At 63.3% G+C, this 17468-nt stretch carries 15 protein-coding genes; 6 read left to right on the top strand and 9 right to left on the bottom strand.

The window, feature by feature from the left end; translation table 11 throughout:
- Window positions 1-25: 25 nt before the first annotated feature.
- The 3 genes from AC1D0N_RS26280 to AC1D0N_RS26290 all read right to left on the bottom strand — a co-directional run bounded on the left by AC1D0N_RS26280 (window position 26) and on the right by AC1D0N_RS26290 (window position 4571).
- Window positions 26-991: a GlxA family transcriptional regulator gene (locus AC1D0N_RS26280; RefSeq protein WP_477248885.1), complete on the bottom strand. Its 966-nt coding sequence runs from the start codon at window positions 989-991 to the stop codon at window positions 26-28.
- A 53-nt stretch (window positions 992-1044) separates the two neighbouring features.
- A complete protein-coding gene (gene folD / locus AC1D0N_RS26285) occupies window positions 1045-1944 on the bottom strand; it encodes a bifunctional methylenetetrahydrofolate dehydrogenase/methenyltetrahydrofolate cyclohydrolase FolD (RefSeq protein ID WP_477248886.1) in 900 nt (299 codons plus the stop codon).
- Between the two features lie 209 nt (window positions 1945-2153).
- Window positions 2154-4571, bottom strand: a complete 2418-nt coding sequence (locus AC1D0N_RS26290; RefSeq protein WP_477248887.1) for a GumC family protein — start codon at window positions 4569-4571, stop codon at window positions 2154-2156.
- Window positions 4572-4771: 200 nt separating this feature from the next.
- Between AC1D0N_RS26290 and AC1D0N_RS26295 the strand changes: the two genes are divergently transcribed.
- Complete coding sequence (locus tag AC1D0N_RS26295; protein ID WP_477248888.1) at window positions 4772-6067, top strand: lipopolysaccharide biosynthesis protein; 1296 nt, start codon at window positions 4772-4774, stop codon at window positions 6065-6067.
- A gap of 4 nt (window positions 6068-6071) precedes the next feature.
- On the opposite strand, the gene AC1D0N_RS26300 is transcribed toward AC1D0N_RS26295, so the two are convergent.
- Genes AC1D0N_RS26300 through AC1D0N_RS26310 form a run of 3 tightly spaced genes read right to left on the bottom strand, consistent with a single transcriptional unit; the run spans window position 6072 to window position 8958 of the window.
- Entirely contained in the window at window positions 6072-6998 is a 927-nt protein-coding gene (locus tag AC1D0N_RS26300; RefSeq protein ID WP_477248889.1) for a DUF6492 family protein, read from the bottom strand.
- A complete protein-coding gene (locus AC1D0N_RS26305) occupies window positions 6995-7789 on the bottom strand; it encodes a WecB/TagA/CpsF family glycosyltransferase (protein ID WP_477248890.1) in 795 nt (264 codons plus the stop codon). The genes AC1D0N_RS26300 and AC1D0N_RS26305 overlap by 4 nt, the downstream gene beginning before the upstream one ends.
- On the bottom strand, window positions 7786-8958 hold the full coding sequence (locus AC1D0N_RS26310) for a glycosyltransferase (protein WP_477248891.1): 1173 nt from the start codon (window positions 8956-8958) through the stop codon (window positions 7786-7788). The genes AC1D0N_RS26305 and AC1D0N_RS26310 overlap by 4 nt, the downstream gene beginning before the upstream one ends.
- A gap of 174 nt (window positions 8959-9132) precedes the next feature.
- Between AC1D0N_RS26310 and AC1D0N_RS26315 the strand changes: the two genes are divergently transcribed.
- The 3 genes from AC1D0N_RS26315 to proC are packed head-to-tail and all read left to right on the top strand — an operon-like array spanning window position 9133 to window position 12300.
- Window positions 9133-10131, top strand: coding sequence for a glycosyltransferase family 2 protein (locus tag AC1D0N_RS26315; protein WP_477248892.1), 999 nt, complete (start codon window positions 9133-9135; stop codon window positions 10129-10131).
- Window positions 10100-11425 carry an O-antigen ligase family protein gene (locus AC1D0N_RS26320; protein WP_477248893.1) on the top strand — a complete coding sequence of 442 codons (1326 nt, stop codon included), beginning with the start codon at window positions 10100-10102 and terminating at the stop codon, window positions 11423-11425. The genes AC1D0N_RS26315 and AC1D0N_RS26320 overlap by 32 nt, the downstream gene beginning before the upstream one ends.
- A 59-nt stretch (window positions 11426-11484) precedes the next feature.
- Window positions 11485-12300: a pyrroline-5-carboxylate reductase gene (gene proC, locus AC1D0N_RS26325; protein WP_477248894.1), complete on the top strand. Its 816-nt coding sequence runs from the start codon at window positions 11485-11487 to the stop codon at window positions 12298-12300.
- A gap of 5 nt (window positions 12301-12305) precedes the next feature.
- Here the strand turns inward: proC and AC1D0N_RS26330 are convergent, their stop codons facing one another.
- Both AC1D0N_RS26330 and AC1D0N_RS26335 read right to left on the bottom strand, forming a co-directional pair.
- Window positions 12306-13622, bottom strand: coding sequence for an NAD(P)H-dependent oxidoreductase (locus AC1D0N_RS26330; protein ID WP_477248895.1), 1317 nt, complete (start codon window positions 13620-13622; stop codon window positions 12306-12308).
- A 97-nt stretch (window positions 13623-13719) separates the two neighbouring features.
- Window positions 13720-13863, bottom strand: a complete 144-nt coding sequence (locus AC1D0N_RS26335) for a hypothetical protein (protein WP_477248896.1) — start codon at window positions 13861-13863, stop codon at window positions 13720-13722.
- 127 nt (window positions 13864-13990) lie between these two features.
- On the opposite strand from AC1D0N_RS26335, the gene AC1D0N_RS26340 reads away from it, so the two are divergent.
- Entirely contained in the window at window positions 13991-14764 is a 774-nt protein-coding gene (locus AC1D0N_RS26340) for an SDR family NAD(P)-dependent oxidoreductase (protein WP_477248897.1), read from the top strand.
- A gap of 119 nt (window positions 14765-14883) precedes the next feature.
- A complete protein-coding gene (locus AC1D0N_RS26345) occupies window positions 14884-15093 on the top strand; it encodes a hypothetical protein (protein ID WP_477248898.1) in 210 nt (69 codons plus the stop codon).
- Between the two features lie 232 nt (window positions 15094-15325).
- On the opposite strand, the gene AC1D0N_RS26350 is transcribed toward AC1D0N_RS26345, so the two are convergent.
- Entirely contained in the window at window positions 15326-17092 is a 1767-nt protein-coding gene (locus AC1D0N_RS26350; protein ID WP_477248899.1) for an adenylate/guanylate cyclase domain-containing protein, read from the bottom strand.
- Window positions 17093-17468: the final 376 nt, after the last annotated feature.

The following is a 17468-nucleotide window of genomic DNA, read 5'->3' on the forward strand; positions in this document are numbered from 1 at the left end:
GAACTTTTGAGGGAAGCGAATCCGCTCAGTAGGTCGTGCGCCGCTCCTCGGAAGGCGGCCGGCCGAACTGCAGCCGGTAGCTCTGAGCGAAATACGAGTGCGAGGTGAAGCCGGTGGCGATGGCCACGTCGAGGATCGGCATGTTGGTCTGGCGCAGCAATTCACGCGCCCGCTCGAGCCGCAGCCGCATGTAGTAGCGGCCGGGGGTGACAGTGAGGTGGCGCAGGAAAAGGCGCTCGACCTGGCGCACCGACAAGCCCGCCGACTTGGCCAGCTGTACCGCCGACAGCGGCTCGTCGAGATGGTCGGCCATCAGTTCGACGATGCGCCGCAGTTTTTCCGACTTGCCGGTCAGGTCGCGTTCCGGTCCGACGCGCTGGCGGTCGCCGGCGGAGCGGATGCGCTCGTGCTGGAACTGGTTGGCGACGCCGTTGGCGAGGTTGGAGCCGAAATCGCCGCGCACGATCTCCAGCATCAGGTCGATCGAGGTGGTGCCGCCGGCGCAGGTGTAGCGCTTGCGGTCGATCTCGAAGACGTTGCCGGTGCAGTTGATGTCGGGAAAGCGCTCGACGAAGCCGGCGCGGTTTTCCCAATGGATGGTGCAGCGATAGCCTTCGAGCTGGCCGGCCTCGGCGAGCAGATAGGAGCCGACCGACAGAGCGCCGAGCGCGTTGCCGCGCCGGCCCCAGCTGCGCAGCGCCGCCAGCACCTTGCTCTTGCCGGGGAATTCGGTGGTCAAGCCGACCGAGACGAACAGGATGTCGACCGGCGGCAGGTCGGCAACGGCGTAGTCGATCTTGAGCGGCAGGCCGTTGGAGGCCATGACGGAATCGCCGTCGGCCGAGACCGTCGTCCAGCCATAGAAATCGCGACCGAGCAGCCGGTTCGCCGAGCGGAACGTATCGATTGCCGCCGCCAGCGAAAACATCGAAAACTTGTCGACCAGCAGGAACGCGAACTGCCTGCCGCCACCTTGAACGGGGTCAGTCATGACCGGCCGTTCCGAGGGAATAGTGAGGTTCGGCAAAGCTGGCGGCTTTCTGGTCAGAAGGAGGGCCGTTTCAATCCGGCCGCAAGATAGGCGGAGGCTACTGTGTTGGCCATCAGCATGGCAATGGTCATCGGCCCGACGCCGCCCGGTACCGGGGTGATGGCGCCGGCCGCCTTCGCTGCCTCGGCATAGGCGACGTCGCCGACGAGGCGGGTCTTGCCCTCGCCCTTCTCCGGCGCGGCAATACGGTTGATGCCGACATCGATGACGGTGGCGCCGGGTTTTACCCAGTCGCCCTTGACCATTTCGGGCCGGCCGACGGCGGCGACCAGAATGTCGGCGGTGCGGGCCAGCGCCGGCAGATCCTTGGTGCGGCTGTGGGCGATGGTGACCGTGCAGTTGGCAGCGAGCAAAAGGTTCGCCATCGGCTTGCCGACAATGTTGGAGCGGCCGACGACAACCGCATTGAGACCGGACAGGTCCTTGCCGCGCACGCGTTCGATCAAAAGCATCGAGCCGGCCGGCGTACAGGGAACGAAGGCGGTTTCGAGTTCGCCGGTGCCGAGCTTGCCGACATTGATGAAATGAAAGCCGTCGACATCCTTTTCCGGTGCGATGGTCTGGATGACCTTGCCGGCGTCGATGTGGCTGGGAAGCGGAAGTTGCACCAGGATGCCGTTGATGGCCGGATCGGCGTTGAGGGCGCCGATGATGTCGAGCAGTTCCTGTTCGGAGGTCTGCGCCGACAATGTATGCTGGACCGAATGGAAACCGCATTCCTTGGCGGTGCGCGACTTGGAGGCGACGTAGACCTGGCTCGCCGGATCCTCGCCGACGATGACCACCGCAAGACCAGGCTGCCTGGCGCCCTTGGCCGTCAGTTCGGCGGTCAACCCCTTGACCGTGCGCACCACGTCTTCGGCGACGCTTTTTCCGTCAATCAACTCGGCCATGAACTATCCTTCGACACCGTTCCACCCCAAGCACGGCACTGCGCCTTGGCACTTGTTCGTGCATGTCGTTGTCCCAAAACCGCTCAACACTTTTGGGCGACATGCAATTTGTGCGGCATTTTCACGAAAATTCGACCGGGCAATCCCGTCAGAGCGCCGTCATATGCCGTAAACTCGAAACCGGCATGTTTTATTCGCTGCTGGGCGTTTTAGAAATAGCGACGGCGCGAGCGGTTTTCGGTGAGTTCGCGGACCGCTTCGCGGAATTCGCGCAGGCTGTTGCGGATTTCCTCGACCTGGGTTTGCTGCTCGGCGGGATTGGCGGCCACCGGAGGCTGCCGATATTGCGTCTGTCCCGCATAGGGCGCCATCGGCTGCGGGTAGCCAGTCGGCGGCTGCATCTGCCCGGCTTGCACCGGCGGGTAGCCCGGCTGCGTCCCATAGGCCTGGCCATGCGGGGCCGGGTACATCGGCTGCTGTGGCATCATGTGAGCGGGCAATGGCGGCTGTTGCGGTTGGGCAGCATAGGCGTCTTGCCTGAAATCGGGCGGCGGATAGAAGGCATTCCCCTGCCTCGGATTGCCGCTTTCGACCATCGCGGGTGAGACGGGTTCAACGGGACGGGTATCGGAGGACTTTTGTGTCGATGCCTTGCCGGGCATGATCTTGCCTACGGCCGAGAACAACCCACCGAACAGACCAGAACGCTCGGTGCGAACGCTCTCGACCGGAGGCGCAGGCGGCTGCGGTGCCTGATATGCCTTGTCTTCGATAGGTATGCGCCGTTCGTCCGGCCTGGGGCGCGAACGGGAATTGGCGGTCTCGCGCAGGCTCTCATAGGCGCCGCGCATGGCGCCGAGGCCGATACCCGCAGCCATGCCCAGCAACAGGCCGGCAAGCGCGGTGACGGCACGCGAAGGGCCTTTCGCCTCGAGCGGGATGTAGGCTGGCGACATGACACTGATGTTGGCGGTGTCGATGTCCTTCTGCTCGGCGGTCTCCTTGGCGCGCAGCAGATATTGCTCGTAGACGGAACGCTTGGCGGTGGCCTCGCGCTCCAGTTCGCGCAAGCTGACGAGGTCGTCGTTGACATCGCCGCTGCGCACCTTCAGCTGCGCCAGGCGGGAAGCAAGGCTCTGTTCGAGCTGGACCGCGCGCTTCAGGTCAACCTGCAGTGACGAGGCAATGCGGGTGAGCTCGCCGGCGATGCGTTGGCGTGAGCCGGCAAGCTGGGCACCGAGCGCCTGCAGTTCGGGGTGACGCGGCCCGAGCCGCACCGCGGCGCGGTCGGCCTCCTGCTTCAGCGCCGCATATTGCGAGCGCAATTCGCTCATGGTGTTGGAGTTGATCTCCTCCGGCAAGGTGCCGTTGAGAACCGAATTGACATCGAGCGAGCGAGCCGATGCCGCCCGCGCGTTGAGTTCCAGCGTGCGGGCGCGAGCGATGGCGAGCTGTTCGTTGAGCTTCAGCATCTCGTCGTCGCTGATCAAATGGCCCTGCGCGTCGACAAGGTCATGCGTTGCCCTGAAATCCTCGACCTTGCGCTCGGCCGTCTCGACGCCCTTGCGCAATTCATCGAGCCTGGCCGTCAGTTCGTCGGTGGCGCGGCCGGCAGTGTCGGACTGCATGTCGCGGGAGGCCTCGATGAAGACCCTCGTCACCGTGGTTACGATATCAGCCGACTTCTGGGGATTCTGCGTCGTCGCGCCAACGGTGATGACAAAGGTCTTGCCGCCGCGCTCGACAGACAGGCTTTCGGCCAGATTGCTGATAGCGAGCGACTTGCGGCGCGCCAGGTCGACCGCGCCGCCCTTGTTGTTCGAGAACAAAGAGTGGATCAGCGAGCGGAGCGAGAGCCCGCCCGAGCCCTCGCCATTGAACTCGGGATCGTTGACCAGATCGAGTTTGGGGTCGTCGACGACCTTGCTCAGAACGTTGCCGGAGGTGAGCAGACGCGCCTTGTTTTCGATCAGTGCCAGTGTGGCATCGGAGGCAACGACCGACTGGGTGAGATCGCGCTCGGTGAGCTTGAGGTCGCGCGGATCGACGACAATTTCGGTGGAGGACTCGTATTTCTTTGGCGTCGACAAAGCGATCGCAACGCCAAGTGCTGCGCCCAGTATCGTCGTCGTGACGATCAGCATCTTCGACCTGGCGATGCCGCCGATCACCTTCATCGGATCGATCAGCGGCTTCCATTCCTGGTTGTCGGCATCGTCGCGGGAAGACCAGTGCTCGCCACCGGCGTATCGGGGCTCATATGCGGCAGCACGAGGACGGTAGGCCTCGGAGACGCCGGCAGGCTCGTCGCGCGGCCTGGCTTGCGGGTAGCCTCCTCGAGTGGCCTTGTCCGCTTCCAGCCGTGCCTCGGCCTCCGAAACGGGACCACCGCCAGCTTGAACTTGGGACGTCTCGGCGGTCCAAGTGGGCGGCGGATTGGCGCGCGCCTCACGTTGCGAGCGGGCGACGCGATGGCGCGTGGCGGCATCCTCGCGCCATGACGCGTCTGTGCGGTCGCCGAGCGAAACCAGCGAAGCGTCGGTCTCGTCCTCGCCGCGTACAGCCTGGCCAAGCGCTAGCAAGGAGCGCTCACGCTTCCAGTCTTCACGGTTTTGCCTGTCGACCATTGTCTTGGAGCTTACTCTCTGGCGGCTTGGAAGCGGCAGTCGGCCAATCGTTAAGCCACGCTAAACAGGCATAGAAAACAAAAGGTTAATTTTGGCGATTTGAGGACGCAGTTTCTCTCTTCGGTTGTATGTTTTCGGAGGCCAATCCGAAGGCTCAGAACCGCACGTTAAGCTTTCCGCGCTAAGGCTTTGCGCGAGATATGACGCAGGCCAATCACATACCGCAAAGGCGGCCCCTCGCCCGGATCGGCAGCTTTCTGGCCGAACGACGGGGGCTGGTTCGCGACTATCTTTCAGCGATCAGCGGCGCCGGCGGACGACTGGTGTTTTCGCTCGCCTATTTCATCGCGCTGGCCAACACGCTGTCCATCGCCGAGTTCGGCATGTTCGCCACCGCATCGGCGGCTGGCGTCATGCTGTCGCGCATCCTCGCCTTCGGCTTCATTTCGGCGCTTTACCGCACGGCCACCATCCGCCCCAATCTGATCGGCACCTTCACCGCCGGCTTCCTGCTGCTTGGCGTCATCTCACTGCCGCTGCTGGCGGCGGCCTCCTACGGCGTCTACCTGATCTTCTTTGCCAGCAATGTGCCGCTGGCGGTCTTTGCGGCGATCGTCTTCGCCGAGGCGCTTTTGTGGCGGCCGGTCGAGGTGGTGCTGATCGTCAACAACGGGCTCGGCAAATTCGGCCGCGCCGCCGTGCTGGCAATCGTGACCACGGCCTTGCGCGCACTCGGCGCGGTGCTGTTCATGCTTTCGGGACAGCACAGCGTCTGGGTCTGGTCGTGGTTCTACATCGGCGCCAATGCCGCCTCGCTGCTGCTCGCCTTCGGCTTCTACTATCCACGCCAGCGGCTCAGGCTGCGCACCGAGCTCTATCTCAGGCGCCTCGCCGATTCGATCTATGTCGCCGGCGCCGAGGTGCTGTTCTACCTGCAGTCGGAATTCGACAAGCTGCTGGTGCTGGCGATCGGCGGGCCGCATCTGGCCGGTATCTATGCCATCATCATGCGGCTGGTCGACCTGACGGCAATCCCGATCCGCACCTTCTCGATGATGCTGGTGCAGCGCATGATGCGCGCGCCGGAACTGCTGTCGCGCCTGGTGGTCAAGAGTGGCATCGAAGGCGGCGTCTTCCTGGTCTCGACACTGGCCTTGGCGACGCTTGGCGTCGTGCTGCATTTCTTCCCCAACGCGCTGGGCAAGAATGTCGCCGAGGCCGCCCCGCTGGTGGCGCTGGCGATCTGCGTGCCGGGACTGCGCAACCTGGTCGAATACCAGGCCGAGCTTCTGTTCGCGCGCGGCCAGACGCTGGTGCGGGCGCTCAATCTCGGCCTGCTGGCCGGGCTGAAGGCGGTGCTCTTGACCTATGTGCTGACCACGATCGCCGACACGCCCAATCTGGTGCTGTCGCTCAACGTCGTCTTCCTGCTGCTCTATCTCGCCTCGGCGCTGCTCACCTATTCGGCGATGCGCAAACCGGCAAAGCCGGTCTAAGCCTCTAAACGTCCAGTCCAATCAGCCGGCGAATGCGGCCGATATCCGTGCCTATGAACGACTGCATGCCGATCGCCACCTGCTCGGGCGCCATGTCGGCGACGAAACTGCGGAACTCGTCATCCGACAGCGCGTCGCCGGTCCAGTGGACGCGGCAGAACTCTTCCGAACCGTGGAAATGGCCGGCATCCTCCAGCACATCGTCGACATAGCGGCCGTAGATCATGCATTCGGAGAATTTACGTGCCGAGCCAATGACCTGAACCCAGTTGCGGCCATGCACCTTCTCGATCTCGGCGCACATCGCAGTCACCGTCTGGCGGCGCCAGGCAATCAGTGTCGAAATATAGTCGTGGGTCGAGACCCTGGATGCATCGATGCCGAGCGCCGAGCCCGCATTGCGCGACCAGATGCGATGCTCGTCATGGCCGTCATTGGCGAGCACGCCGTCGCGCCGGAACAGCCGCACCTTGCCGTCGCGCCAAAAAGCGTTTGTGTCGAACGGCTTGAGGAAGGCGACGTCGGAATCGCAAAAGATCAGCACGTCCTCTTGTGCATGCGCTGATATGGCGATGCGGCGCAGTTGCTGCACATGCCAGCCGCGCAACGGCATGGTCTTCAGGCTGAGCCAGATGCGGCGGCGAAACAGGCTGAGCGGGTCGTCAAACACATGCAGCCATCGCGGCAGCAGATCGCGCTCATCGACGATGCTGCGGCGGCTGTTTTCCAGCTGGCGAAACAGTCCGATGTCGCGATGCTCGACGAGGATATAGTGATGCGCCACACCGGAAACGTGGCGGTCGAGGGTTTCGCACAACAGCCGGCAGCGCTCGAAATCCGGTGCGTAGCTGGCCGTCACCACCGCCGCAGTCGGCGTCTGCCGAAGGGTGTCGATTTCGCTAGCAGGGCTCGGTACGAACCGGTTGTTCACCGAATCTCTCCGGCAGGTTCGGGCTTCCGCGACAGTTTCTGCCTGATGACCCGCAACAGGAACAGCGGGTTGCCGACGACATAGCGGCGCCAGAGGCGGCCAGGTTCGACCCATAGGCGAAACAGCCATTCGAGGCGCAACTGGCGCATCCACAAAGGCGCCCGCGGCACCGTGCCGCTGAGGAAATCAAGCAGCGCGCCGACCGCGATCGGCAGCGTGCAATGGCGCGCATCGATATGGCGCGCAATCCACAGTTCCTGACGCGGCACGCCCATGGCGACAAGCAGCACGTCGGGTCGCAGCTTTTCGATCCGGTCGACGATGCCCTGTTCCTCGGCAGCCGAGAAATAGCCGTCATGGATGACCACGAAATTGTGCTGGACGGCCAATGCCGCCAGCTTGACCGACGCTGCCTCGGCGTTGACGCGCGTCGCCCCGAGCAGCCCCACGGTCAGCGGCCGGGTCGATGCCTGCAGGAAGGCAGGGACGAAATCGGTGCCGTTGAGATTGTCGGGGAACGGTGCGCCATAGAGCAGTTTCGCCGCGACATCGACACCGACGCCGTCAGGCAGCACGAGAAAATCGTCGAGCGCCTCGGCGAAGACCGGGTCCGAATAGGCGATGTTGGCATTATGGGCGTTGAGGAAGCTGACCTTGGTGAAGCGGCGCTCGGCCACCAGCCGGACCAAAAGGGCGATCGCATCGTCCCAGCCGATGGCCAGCACAGAAATGCCGAGGATCATCTTCAACGTGTCGAGACCCAACGCGGCGCGGGCGGAATGCATATTCATGCAGCCACCTCTTGCCTGACCGGGCCGAGCCTTTCCAGGCCGAGCCTGATCGCGGCATCGAGCGCCTTGACCTGCCGACGGTGGAAAGCGCTGCCATCGACGTCCCTGACATCGGCCGCTGCCGCCTCGAGCGCGCCGGCGAATTCGGCCGCATCGTCGGTCACGACGCAATTGACCGGGCGATGGTCGATGCCGCGCAGCGAGCGGCTGGTGGCGACCGAGGGCAGGCCGAGCTCGAAGGTTTCGATGGTTTTCAGCTGCACGCCGCTGCCGGCGGTGCTGATCAGCGGGATGACGGCGCCGCCGCGCACAAAGGCCTGCGCGTCCGGCACGCGGCCGACGAACTCGACCCCCGGATGCGTCGAGGTGACGCCCGACGGCATGTTGCCGGCGATCCTGATACGAAAGTTCCGCCTGAGATGCGGCACGACTTTTTCCAGGAACCAGTCGAGGCCGATGCGGTTCGGCTGCCAGGTCCAGGTGCCGATCAACGCTGCGTCGCAATCGATGCGGCGCGGGTCCTTCTGCGTCGGGGTTGACGAGCGGGTCACCAGCGGCAGCACTGCCGAGCGGTCATCGGAGGCAACGCCGAGCGCTGAGCGATCTTCCTCGGCCAGCGTGAAGACGAAGCGTGCCCGGCGGCAGAGCCGTTCTTCCATGGTCTTGAGCAGCCTCGCCTCGCGGCGAAACAGCAGACGCTGGAAGAGGCCGCCAGCGGCAGCGGCGTTCTCCTGCGCCGAGCGATGTTCGACATTGTGAGCGACGAAGATCGATGGCCGATCGTCGAAGAGGTTTTCGAAGGCGCCCGCGAACTGCACCGAGTTCAGGACATAACCGTCGAAGGGGCCGGCGTGCTCGATGGCGGCGCGGATGTCGGTGTCGGAAAGCACACGCAGTTTGACCGAGGCGAAGGTGAGACCGGACAGCATCGCCTTGGCGACCCAGACGAGTTTGCGCAGCGGCGAGGCATTTTCCGTGCGCACATCGATGGCGCCAAGCACGATTGTGTTTTCAGGGTCGCTGGCCGCCTTGCCGGGCCAGATGAAGCCAGCCACGGTGACGCGCGCGCCAGCGCGCCGCAAGGCGTCGATGATGGCCGCGTTGGCAATCTCGTAGCCCGAAGCGAGAGCGCCGTCGGGCACGATCGATGTGGCGAACAGCAGATGCATCTCACCCTAATCCTGTGGCCAACCGGATAACAAAGCGGGGTGAAGCCTTGATTAAATGGCGGCAATCGGCGGTTGAAAGCCACGCGTTTGGCGGGGTCGCCGCGAAAGGTGATTAACGAAACGTTATCATCGCGATGCTATCGAGAAGCCAAACTCACCTGCGGCTGGACACGAATGATCCCTTTGCCATCGGACGGTTCGGTATCGATCGTGGGACGGTCCGCGGGGCTTGCCACCGAGACCGTCGAAGCGGTCGTCACACTGCCGACCTTCAAACGGCCCGAGCAGGTGCTGGAAACGCTGGCATCGCTCAAGGCGCAGAAGACCGGCAGACGCTTCGCCATCATCGTCATGGAGAACGAGGCCGAGGCGCGCGCCGGCGCCAAAGCGGCACTGCCGCTGTTCGAGCGCGGCGACCTATCAGGCATGGTCATCGTCGCCCATGAGCGTGGCAATTGCAGCGCCTACAATGCCGGCTGGCAAACGGCGATCGTGCATTTCCCCAATTTCAAACACCTGCTGGTCATCGACGATGACGAGATCGCCGACCCGGATTGGCTCGAGCGCATGTGCAAGGCCGCCGAGACCCTCGGCGTCGACATTGTCGGCGGCCCACAAGTGCCGGTCTTTGCCGACCCGACGCATGCGAAATGGGCGCAACACCCGGTCTTTGCGCCGCCTTACCGCGAGACCGGGCGTGTACCGGCGCTCTATTCGTCCGGCAACCTTCTGGTGGGACGAAACGTGCTGACCGCCATGGGGCCGCCCTTCCTCGATCTCAAATTCAATTTCATGGGCGGCGGCGATTCCGACTTTCTCAGCCGATCGGCGCAAAGAGGCTTTGTGCTCGGCTGGTGCACTGAGGGTCAAGTCCATGAAACGGTTCCGGCCCGGCGCGTCGAGGCCGACTGGATCCGCGCCCGCAGCCTGCGCAACGGCGTCATCTCGACGCTGGTCGAAAAGAAAAAACGTGCCGGTACACCCTTTGCCGGCACCAAGGTCTTCCTGAAAAGCCTGGCGCTGCTTGCCGTCTCGCCGTTTCGCGGGATCGTGAGGCTGGCGCAAACAGGATCACCGGCAACCGCCTTGTACCCCGTCCACGTCGCGCTCGGCCGCGTGCTTGCCGAATTCGGATATGCCAATGAGCAGTATCGACAGCCTGAGAAGAACTGAGCAGGCGCCGCTCAGCGCGGCGTTCACGCGCGACGGCGTTGCGACCGCGATCGCGGCGCTGCTGTTCACCGCCATTCTGATATCCTTCCGGCCGTTCCAGCCGGCCGGCGCCGAAGTGATCGGCGATGGCGGCGACATCGTCAACCAGCTCGGCTTCGGCTCGCTTGGCGCCATCTCGATCTTCTCGCTGATGGCTTTCGCCAATCCCAAGGTGGTGCGCTCGCTGCTCAGCCCGTCCTGGCTGCTGATGCTGGGTTTCTTCATGCTGTCTGTGCTGATGGCCAGCGACCCGCCGTCGGCGGCGCGCGCCGCCTCGTTCACGCTGATCGGCATTTTGACGATGGCGACGATCCTGGCACTGCCACGCGACGCGGATGCGTTCTCGAAGGTCATCATCTTCACCATCGTTGTCGTCATGGGCCTGTCCTATATCGGACTGATCGTCTTTCCGCATGAGGCCCTGCACACCGCCGACTCGCAGGAGCCGGAGCATGCCGGCCTGTGGCGCGGCGTCTTCACCCACAAGAACATCGCCGGCCCGATCATGGCCTGCTTCAGCTTCGCCGGCCTTTATCTCTATCGGCGCGGACAGCGGCTGTGGGGCGCCGGCATCTTCTGTGCGGCGATGATCTTCATGTTCCACACCGGCTCCAAGACGACAGCTGGACTGGTGCCGTTTTCGATCCTGATCGTGGTTTTGCCAAGCCTCATCGGCATGCGGCTCGGCACGCCGATCCTGTTTGCGCTGGCGATCATCGCGACCGCGGTCGGCACGCTGGGCATCGTCTTCCTGCCGCCGGTAAAGCACCTGGCGGCGATCTATTTCCCCGATATGACCTATACCGGGCGCACCACACTATGGGAGTTCTCCGGCAGCATGCTGGCGCAGCGACCATGGACCGGCTACGGCTATGAGAGCTTCTGGGGCACGCCGCTGCTGCTCAACCAGGATCAACCCTTCGACCGGGCCTGGGACATCCGAACCATCGTGCACGGCCATGACGGTTATCTCGACATTGCCGTGCTGATGGGCATTCCGGCGCTCTGCGTGGCGGTCTACACTTTCCTTATTGCGCCATTGCGCGACTACATGCGCATCCCGGCCCGCAAGGAAAACATCTATCTCGGCGATTTCTTCATGATGGTGGTGCTGTTCACCGGGTTGAACGCCTTCCTCGAAAGCTTCTTCTTCCACCGCGCCGATCCGGTGTGGATGTTTTTCGTACTGGGCGTGCTTGGCCTGCGGCAAGTGTCGCTGCGGCCAATCCTGGTGCGCGATCCCCATCGCTCCTGACAGGGCTTTCCCGTTGCGCCGCTAGCGTCTACAGGAGAGCATCCTTCGGAGGGCTTTCAATGACGATCAGGCTTGTTCTCGCCGGCTGCGGCAATATGGGTTACGCCATGCTTTCGGGCTGGCTGAAATCGGGCAAGCTTGCCCCGGCGGCGGTTTTCGTGGTCGAACCCAATGCCGATTTGCGCCAGCGCGCCGAAGCGCTGGGCTGCGGCGCGGCGGCGGATGCCGGCGGCATTCCGGCGGACACTGTCCCGGCGCTCGTCGTCATTGCAGTCAAGCCGCAAGTGATCAGCGAGGTGACTTCAGCCTACAAGCGCTTCGGCGATGGCCGCACCACCTTCGTCAGCATTGCAGCGGGGACACCGGTCGCCACCTTCGAGGCGATCCTGGGCGACCGCGCGCCGATCGCGCGCTGCATGCCCAACACACCGGCGGCGATCGGCAAAGGCATGATGGTGGTGTTTTCCAACCGGCTGGTTTCCGACGACAGCAAGCGTTTCGTCGCCGACCTGCTTTCGGCAAGCGGTGAAGTGGCAACCATCGACGACGAGGGCCTGATGGACGCGGTGACGGCAGTGTCTGGATCGGGACCGGCCTATATCTTCCATTTCATCGAAGCGCTGACCGTGGCCGCCGAGAAGGCCGGCCTGCCGACCAAGACCGCCAAGCTGCTGGCTATCCAGACGGTCTATGGCGCGGCCTCGCTCGCCGCCGAAAGCGGCGAGGAGCCGGGTGTGTTGCGCCAGCAAGTGACCAGCCCCAACGGGACAACGGCGGCGGCCCTGGCCGTGCTGATGGGCGAGGACCGGCTGACGCACCTGCTGACCGAAGCGGTGGAAGCAGCGCGGCTGCGGTCGATCGAACTGGGGAAGTAAGGCGCTCAGCCTGCTCCGTACAGCATCTCGTCCTGCAGCCGACGCAGAGCAAAAAGCCTGGTCGTCTGGTCGGGAGCTGCGTTGCCGGCGGTCAGCAATTCGCCCTTCCTGACCGGTTTCTGCACCTTGCCGCCTTCGAGCAGGCCGACGGGCACGGCGCTGATAGCGCGGGCCTCTTCGACGGTCATGGTCCAGGAGCGGTAGCAGGTCTCGCCGATGGCATCGAATGTTTCGCCGGCGGCCAGATCGCGCTTGGCGACGGCGCAAACCTCGGCGACCGGCCGCGGCAACGGCACCATGTCCGGCCGGCCGTAGAGCACGATGCGGGCGGCGGTCAGCGGCACTTCCAGCGACGTCAAATGGTAGGGCCGGAAGAAGCTGTAATAGGGGCCGTGGCCGATATGCAGATCGTCCATGCGCTCGATGATGCGCGGATGCGTCGCCTCGACGATGACGAAGACGCCCGGCGCCACCCCCTTGCCTATCGTGTAGTCGACGACGCCCTTCTTCGACAGGATGCCGCCATCAGCGCGTGGAATGAGCACTTTTGCCAATTCATCACGGTCGGCCTTGGGGCCGTGCATGCCGGGCACATCCGGCACCAGCCCGGTGGCGTTGGCGATGGCGCACATCTCGACCATGGTTTTGGAGCCGTCGACGAACTCGACCAGCATGCGCGGGTTCATGTTGCGGCGCAGCGCTTCCTCGCGGTAGTCGTCGGGAACGGCGTCGTGGTTGAGCGGATTGTTCTTGCCCTTGCCGGCCGAGACGATGGTGTAGCCGAGTGCCGAGGCGAACTCGATCAGCTCCATGCAGCTCGACGGCTCGTCGCCGGCACCGACCGAATAGACGACGCCGAGCCGGTCGGCCTGCTGCTTGAGATAGCAGCCGATGGTGACGTCGGCCTCGACATTCATCATCACCAGATGCTTGCCATGCTCCATCGCCTTCAGGTCGAAATCGGCGGCAACGCCCGGCTTGCCGGTGGCATCGATGACGACGTCGATCAGCGGGTTGGTGACCAGCATCTCGTTCGAGGTGATGGCGATCTTGCCGCTCTCGATCGCGCCGGTGACTTTCGAAGCGCTGTCGGCCTCGACCGCCATCGCCTCGTCGCCATAGGCGATGCGGATGGCGTCGCGCGCTGTGTGCGGACGCCGCGTCGAGACGGCACACACCGCAATGCCCGGCATCAGCATGCCTTGCGTCACCAGATCGGTGCCCATCTCGCCCGAGCCGATGACGCCGATGCGCACCGGACGGCCTTCGCTGGCGCGCTTGGCGAGATCGCGGGCAAGCCCGGTCAGGGCGACATTGGTCATGCAGAAACGTCCACTGCTTTTTGGTTTGAAGCGGGAATAGCAGGGAACCGCCCCGGTTTGCCAACGAAACCGGCGACCGGCGGCAATTTCTCGCGCTCTATTGCAATGCAGACAACAGCGCCTGCGCCTCGGCAAGGTTCTTTTCGGAGCCAGCAGCGAGGTCGTCCATCTTGCGATCCCGGAAGATGACGAGCAGGGACATGGCATCATGATGGCCGACGCGTGGCAAGTCTTCGTACACGCGGTGTTCCTATGATGGAGCCGCCTGGAGCCTATGCGCGGCTGGCTTTCACGCCGAGACCGGTTAGTGTTCGGCTCGTCCTCGTCGAACCGGTTGCGGTCCGACGGGGCTTTTGAGGGAGGTTTCAATGACAGCGGACTTCACGCCGAAATTCGATCTGGCCGGCAAGGTGGTGCTGATCACCGGCGCCACACGCGGCATCGGCCGCGCCTCGGCCCTCGCCTGCGCCGGCTCCGGCGCCGACATGATCGTCGGCGTGCGCAGCAAGGCAGACGGGGCGGAACTGACCGCCGAGATCGAGCGCATCGGCCGGCGGGCGCTGGCGGTGCAGATGGACCTCACAGACCTGGCGACAGTGCGAAAAGCTGTCACCGAGGCGCATGCCGCCTTCGGCCGCATCGACGTGCTGGTCAACAATGTCGGGCTCGGGCCGGAAAACCTGGCGGAAAACGTGACCGAGGCGGATTTCGACCTCACCGTCAACGTCAACCTCAAGGGCACGTTCTTCACCACCCAGGCAGTTGCAAAGCTGATGATCGCGCAGAAATCCGGGCGCATCATCAACATCAGCTCGCAGGCCGGCACGGTGACGCTGAAGGGCGAGGCGATCTACTGCATGTCGAAGGCGGCGATCAACCATTTGACGCGCTGCCTTGCCGCCGAATGGGCGCAGCACAAGATCACCGTCAACAGCGTGGCGCCGACCTTCATCTGGACCGACGGCACGCGACCCTCGCTCGCCGATCCGGAGTTTCATGCGCATGTACTGGGCCACATCCCGCTCGGCCGCATCGGCGACCCGATCGATGTCGCGGGCACCGTGGTGTTCCTGGCCTCGCCGGCGGCATCGATGATTACGGGGGCCAACATACTGGTCGATGGCGGGTGGTCGGTGGCGTGAGCGGGCGGGAATTCGCTTATCGCAATCTCAAAGGGCGGAAATTGAGAATGTAGCTCGTTCAGTCGCCCATCACCGCTTCACGCCAGATGGGCGTATACTTCCTGGAGAGGGAGGCGGGCATGTCCATCAATCGCAAGATCAAAGAGGCGAGCAACTTCACGCCGTCCGAGGTGGGCCTTCTTGGACGCGTCTTCGAGCAGGCAAAGCGCGAAGGCGACTCTGATGCCAGCCGAGAAGCGCTGGCCTCTCGTATCATCGCCAACTACATGACCGGAATCACCGACGAGGCTGAACTTCTCGCCTTGTCACGACAGCCGCTTGGTCGGTGAAGCAGAATCGTTGTTTCAATGGGATGGGCTGGTGCTGCGAGAGAGGATTGAACTCTCGACCAATCCAATTATTTCAATGACTTACTTATCATTTTGTAACATTGTGACGGAGCACAGAATGAGCAGCAAATGGCCTACTGGGCCGCGGGCAGCTGAGTGCATCGGTGCCACAACCGCGCATCGCACGCATTCATTGAAACGGTGACCTTCTCCAGGGCCCCCTGTGACGGTGCTACCTTACCCCGGCTTTGCGCAGACCCTCGATAAGTAATTCAGTGTCCTCCGGATATTTGTGCGGAGGAACCTTGCGCCACTGCGCGGTAGTGAAATTTGGGTGCACCTCCAATAGCGCATGGGCATGCCTGTCCGCTTCTCGGGCGTTCCCGAGATACGCATAGCTCGCTGCCATAAGCCGATGGCCCTCGGAGTCATCCCGCATCTTTTGCAATGTCTCTATCGTTTTTTCATATTCGCCGAGCTGGAAATAGGCATCGCCGAGATACCAGAGATAGGAATCCGGATAATAAGGGTTGAGCCGCATCGCCCTCTCTATCAGCTTCACGGACCGCTCCGCTTGACGAACGTAGACAAGGCAATCACCCATTTCGGCTAACAGGTCGGCGTCGTTGGGATTGAGATGAAGAGCACGCTCGTAGGCGGCGATCGCAGGATCGTGCTCCTTCTTGTAGAGGCGGGCCAGGCCCATTTCGGAATAACCGCGTGCATCGAGGTCGTCATGCTGGACCGCCAGATTCGCCAGGTTTAACGCCTCGTTCAGCGCGCCCTCCGGATCGTTGGTCCATGCATAGCGCCATTCAACGTTGAACGTCCGCGACATGGCCGCATAGCTGCGCGCATATTGAGGATCGAGTTCCTGCGCCTGTCTATAAAGTCGCCTGGCATGCCCGTTGCTCTCCGGGCGGAAGCGGAAACTAAGATCCTGTCCTCGCAAGATCAGTCCATAGGCATGGACGTTGGGGTGGTTTTGAGCCGTAAAGCGGCGTTTTTCCGCCACGTCGATTTGGACGGCCAAGCGCGAGGCTGTGGTGGCAGTCACGTCGTCCTGGAAGGCAAATATATCCTCGATCCCGCCATCGTAGTGTTCGGACCAGATCGTATTCTCAGTCTGCGCCTCGATCAGGTCGACGGCGATCCGCAGCTTGTTTCCAGCGCGCCTCAGGCGTCCCGACAGGAGGTATCGAACGCCGAGCTGATTGGCAATCTCGCGCAGCGACCGCGTCTGGGCGGTCGCAGCAAAGGTCGAATGACGAGCAATCACCATCAGGTTGCGGAACCGGCACAGATTGGAAATCAGGTCCGCAGCAACACCCTGGCACAGATGCAGATCTGCCGGATCGCCCGAGACGTTCTCGAGCGGCAGGACGGCTAGCGAGCTGTTCGGGACGGAACGCTGGGGTGCCGGCGCAAACGGCAGCGCCGACACTTTGGGCTCGACATTTGCCCGACTGAAGTCGACGGCGAGGACTTCGACCTCGTCAGCTATGTTCTTCAGCTTCTGTTTTCCGAGCGACCGGAACGAGCATTCCGGCTCATTGCGGACAAACTGGTGAACCGATTCGGCAATACATATGCCGCCAGGCGACGCCAGCGCCTGAATGCGTGCGGCCATGTTGATGCCATGACCGTAGACGCCACTGTCGCCGACGATCGTGTCGCCTATGGTGATGCCGATCCGGTAGGCGATAGGCTCCTGGCCACCGGACCACACCGCGGCGTTGGACATCTCCCGCTGCATTTCGACGGCAAAATCCAGGGCTACGGTCGCGCTTGGAAACAGGGCGACCAGTCCGTCGCCCGCGGTATCGACAACCGACCCGCCGTAGTCGCCGACGAGGCTTCTGATGAGACTCAGAGAGCGTATCAAACGGACGACCGTCCCCTCCTCGTCCTTATCCACCAGGCGGCTGTAGCCGTGGACGTCTGCGTAGAGGATCGCTGACAGCTTGCGATTGAGTTTCTCGGATCGCGCGATGACCATGGCCCCCTTCACCCCATTGTTCGCAGCCGCAATACAACCACCGTGCGATCCAGCTTAGCACACAAATGGCCGCTCATGCAGAAGCCGGCGAGTTGGAACGAGGGGGAATGCCGGGGCGGCGGTGCGCCGTTTCTTCAAGGCTGAAACTCCAGCATCATCATTCTCGACGGGCGCGACATAGGGGGATCGAGGTTACCCGGGGCGCGACACCGCCTACAATCGCGCGCAGTTGCCGTTGCTAGACGACTATTGCGGGCTCGGCATCGGCACGCGGCTGATCAGGGGCCTGCTCGACACGGCGGCGCGAGGAGAAGACCGTCTCCCTGTCGGTCATTTGCATCCGTGCGATCAGTCTCTGGGAGCGGTTCGGCTTCCG

This window comes from Mesorhizobium sp. P2_E10, from assembly GCF_056404235.1.

Bases quoted from the DNA above. Each gene is read 5' to 3' on its own strand.
- AC1D0N_RS26280 (WP_477248885.1), bottom strand. From the start codon at position 991: ATGACTGACCCCGTTCAAGGTGGCGGCAGGCAGTTCGCGTTCCTGCTG.
- folD (WP_477248886.1), bottom strand. From the start codon at position 1,944: ATGGCCGAGTTGATTGACGGAAAAAGCGTCGCCGAAGACGTGGTGCGC.
- AC1D0N_RS26290 (WP_477248887.1), bottom strand. From the start codon at position 4,571: ATGGTCGACAGGCAAAACCGTGAAGACTGGAAGCGTGAGCGCTCCTTG.
- AC1D0N_RS26295 (WP_477248888.1), top strand. From the start codon at position 4,772: ATGACGCAGGCCAATCACATACCGCAAAGGCGGCCCCTCGCCCGGATC.
- AC1D0N_RS26305 (WP_477248890.1), bottom strand. From the start codon at position 7,789: ATGAATATGCATTCCGCCCGCGCCGCGTTGGGTCTCGACACGTTGAAG.
- AC1D0N_RS26310 (WP_477248891.1), bottom strand. From the start codon at position 8,958: ATGCATCTGCTGTTCGCCACATCGATCGTGCCCGACGGCGCTCTCGCT.
- AC1D0N_RS26315 (WP_477248892.1), top strand. From the start codon at position 9,133: ATGATCCCTTTGCCATCGGACGGTTCGGTATCGATCGTGGGACGGTCC.
- AC1D0N_RS26320 (WP_477248893.1), top strand. From the start codon at position 10,100: ATGAGCAGTATCGACAGCCTGAGAAGAACTGAGCAGGCGCCGCTCAGC.
- proC (WP_477248894.1), top strand. From the start codon at position 11,485: ATGACGATCAGGCTTGTTCTCGCCGGCTGCGGCAATATGGGTTACGCC.
- AC1D0N_RS26330 (WP_477248895.1), bottom strand. From the start codon at position 13,622: ATGACCAATGTCGCCCTGACCGGGCTTGCCCGCGATCTCGCCAAGCGC.
- AC1D0N_RS26340 (WP_477248897.1), top strand. From the start codon at position 13,991: ATGACAGCGGACTTCACGCCGAAATTCGATCTGGCCGGCAAGGTGGTG.
- AC1D0N_RS26345 (WP_477248898.1), top strand. From the start codon at position 14,884: ATGTCCATCAATCGCAAGATCAAAGAGGCGAGCAACTTCACGCCGTCC.
- AC1D0N_RS26350 (WP_477248899.1), bottom strand. From the start codon at position 17,092: ATGGTCATCGCGCGATCCGAGAAACTCAATCGCAAGCTGTCAGCGATC.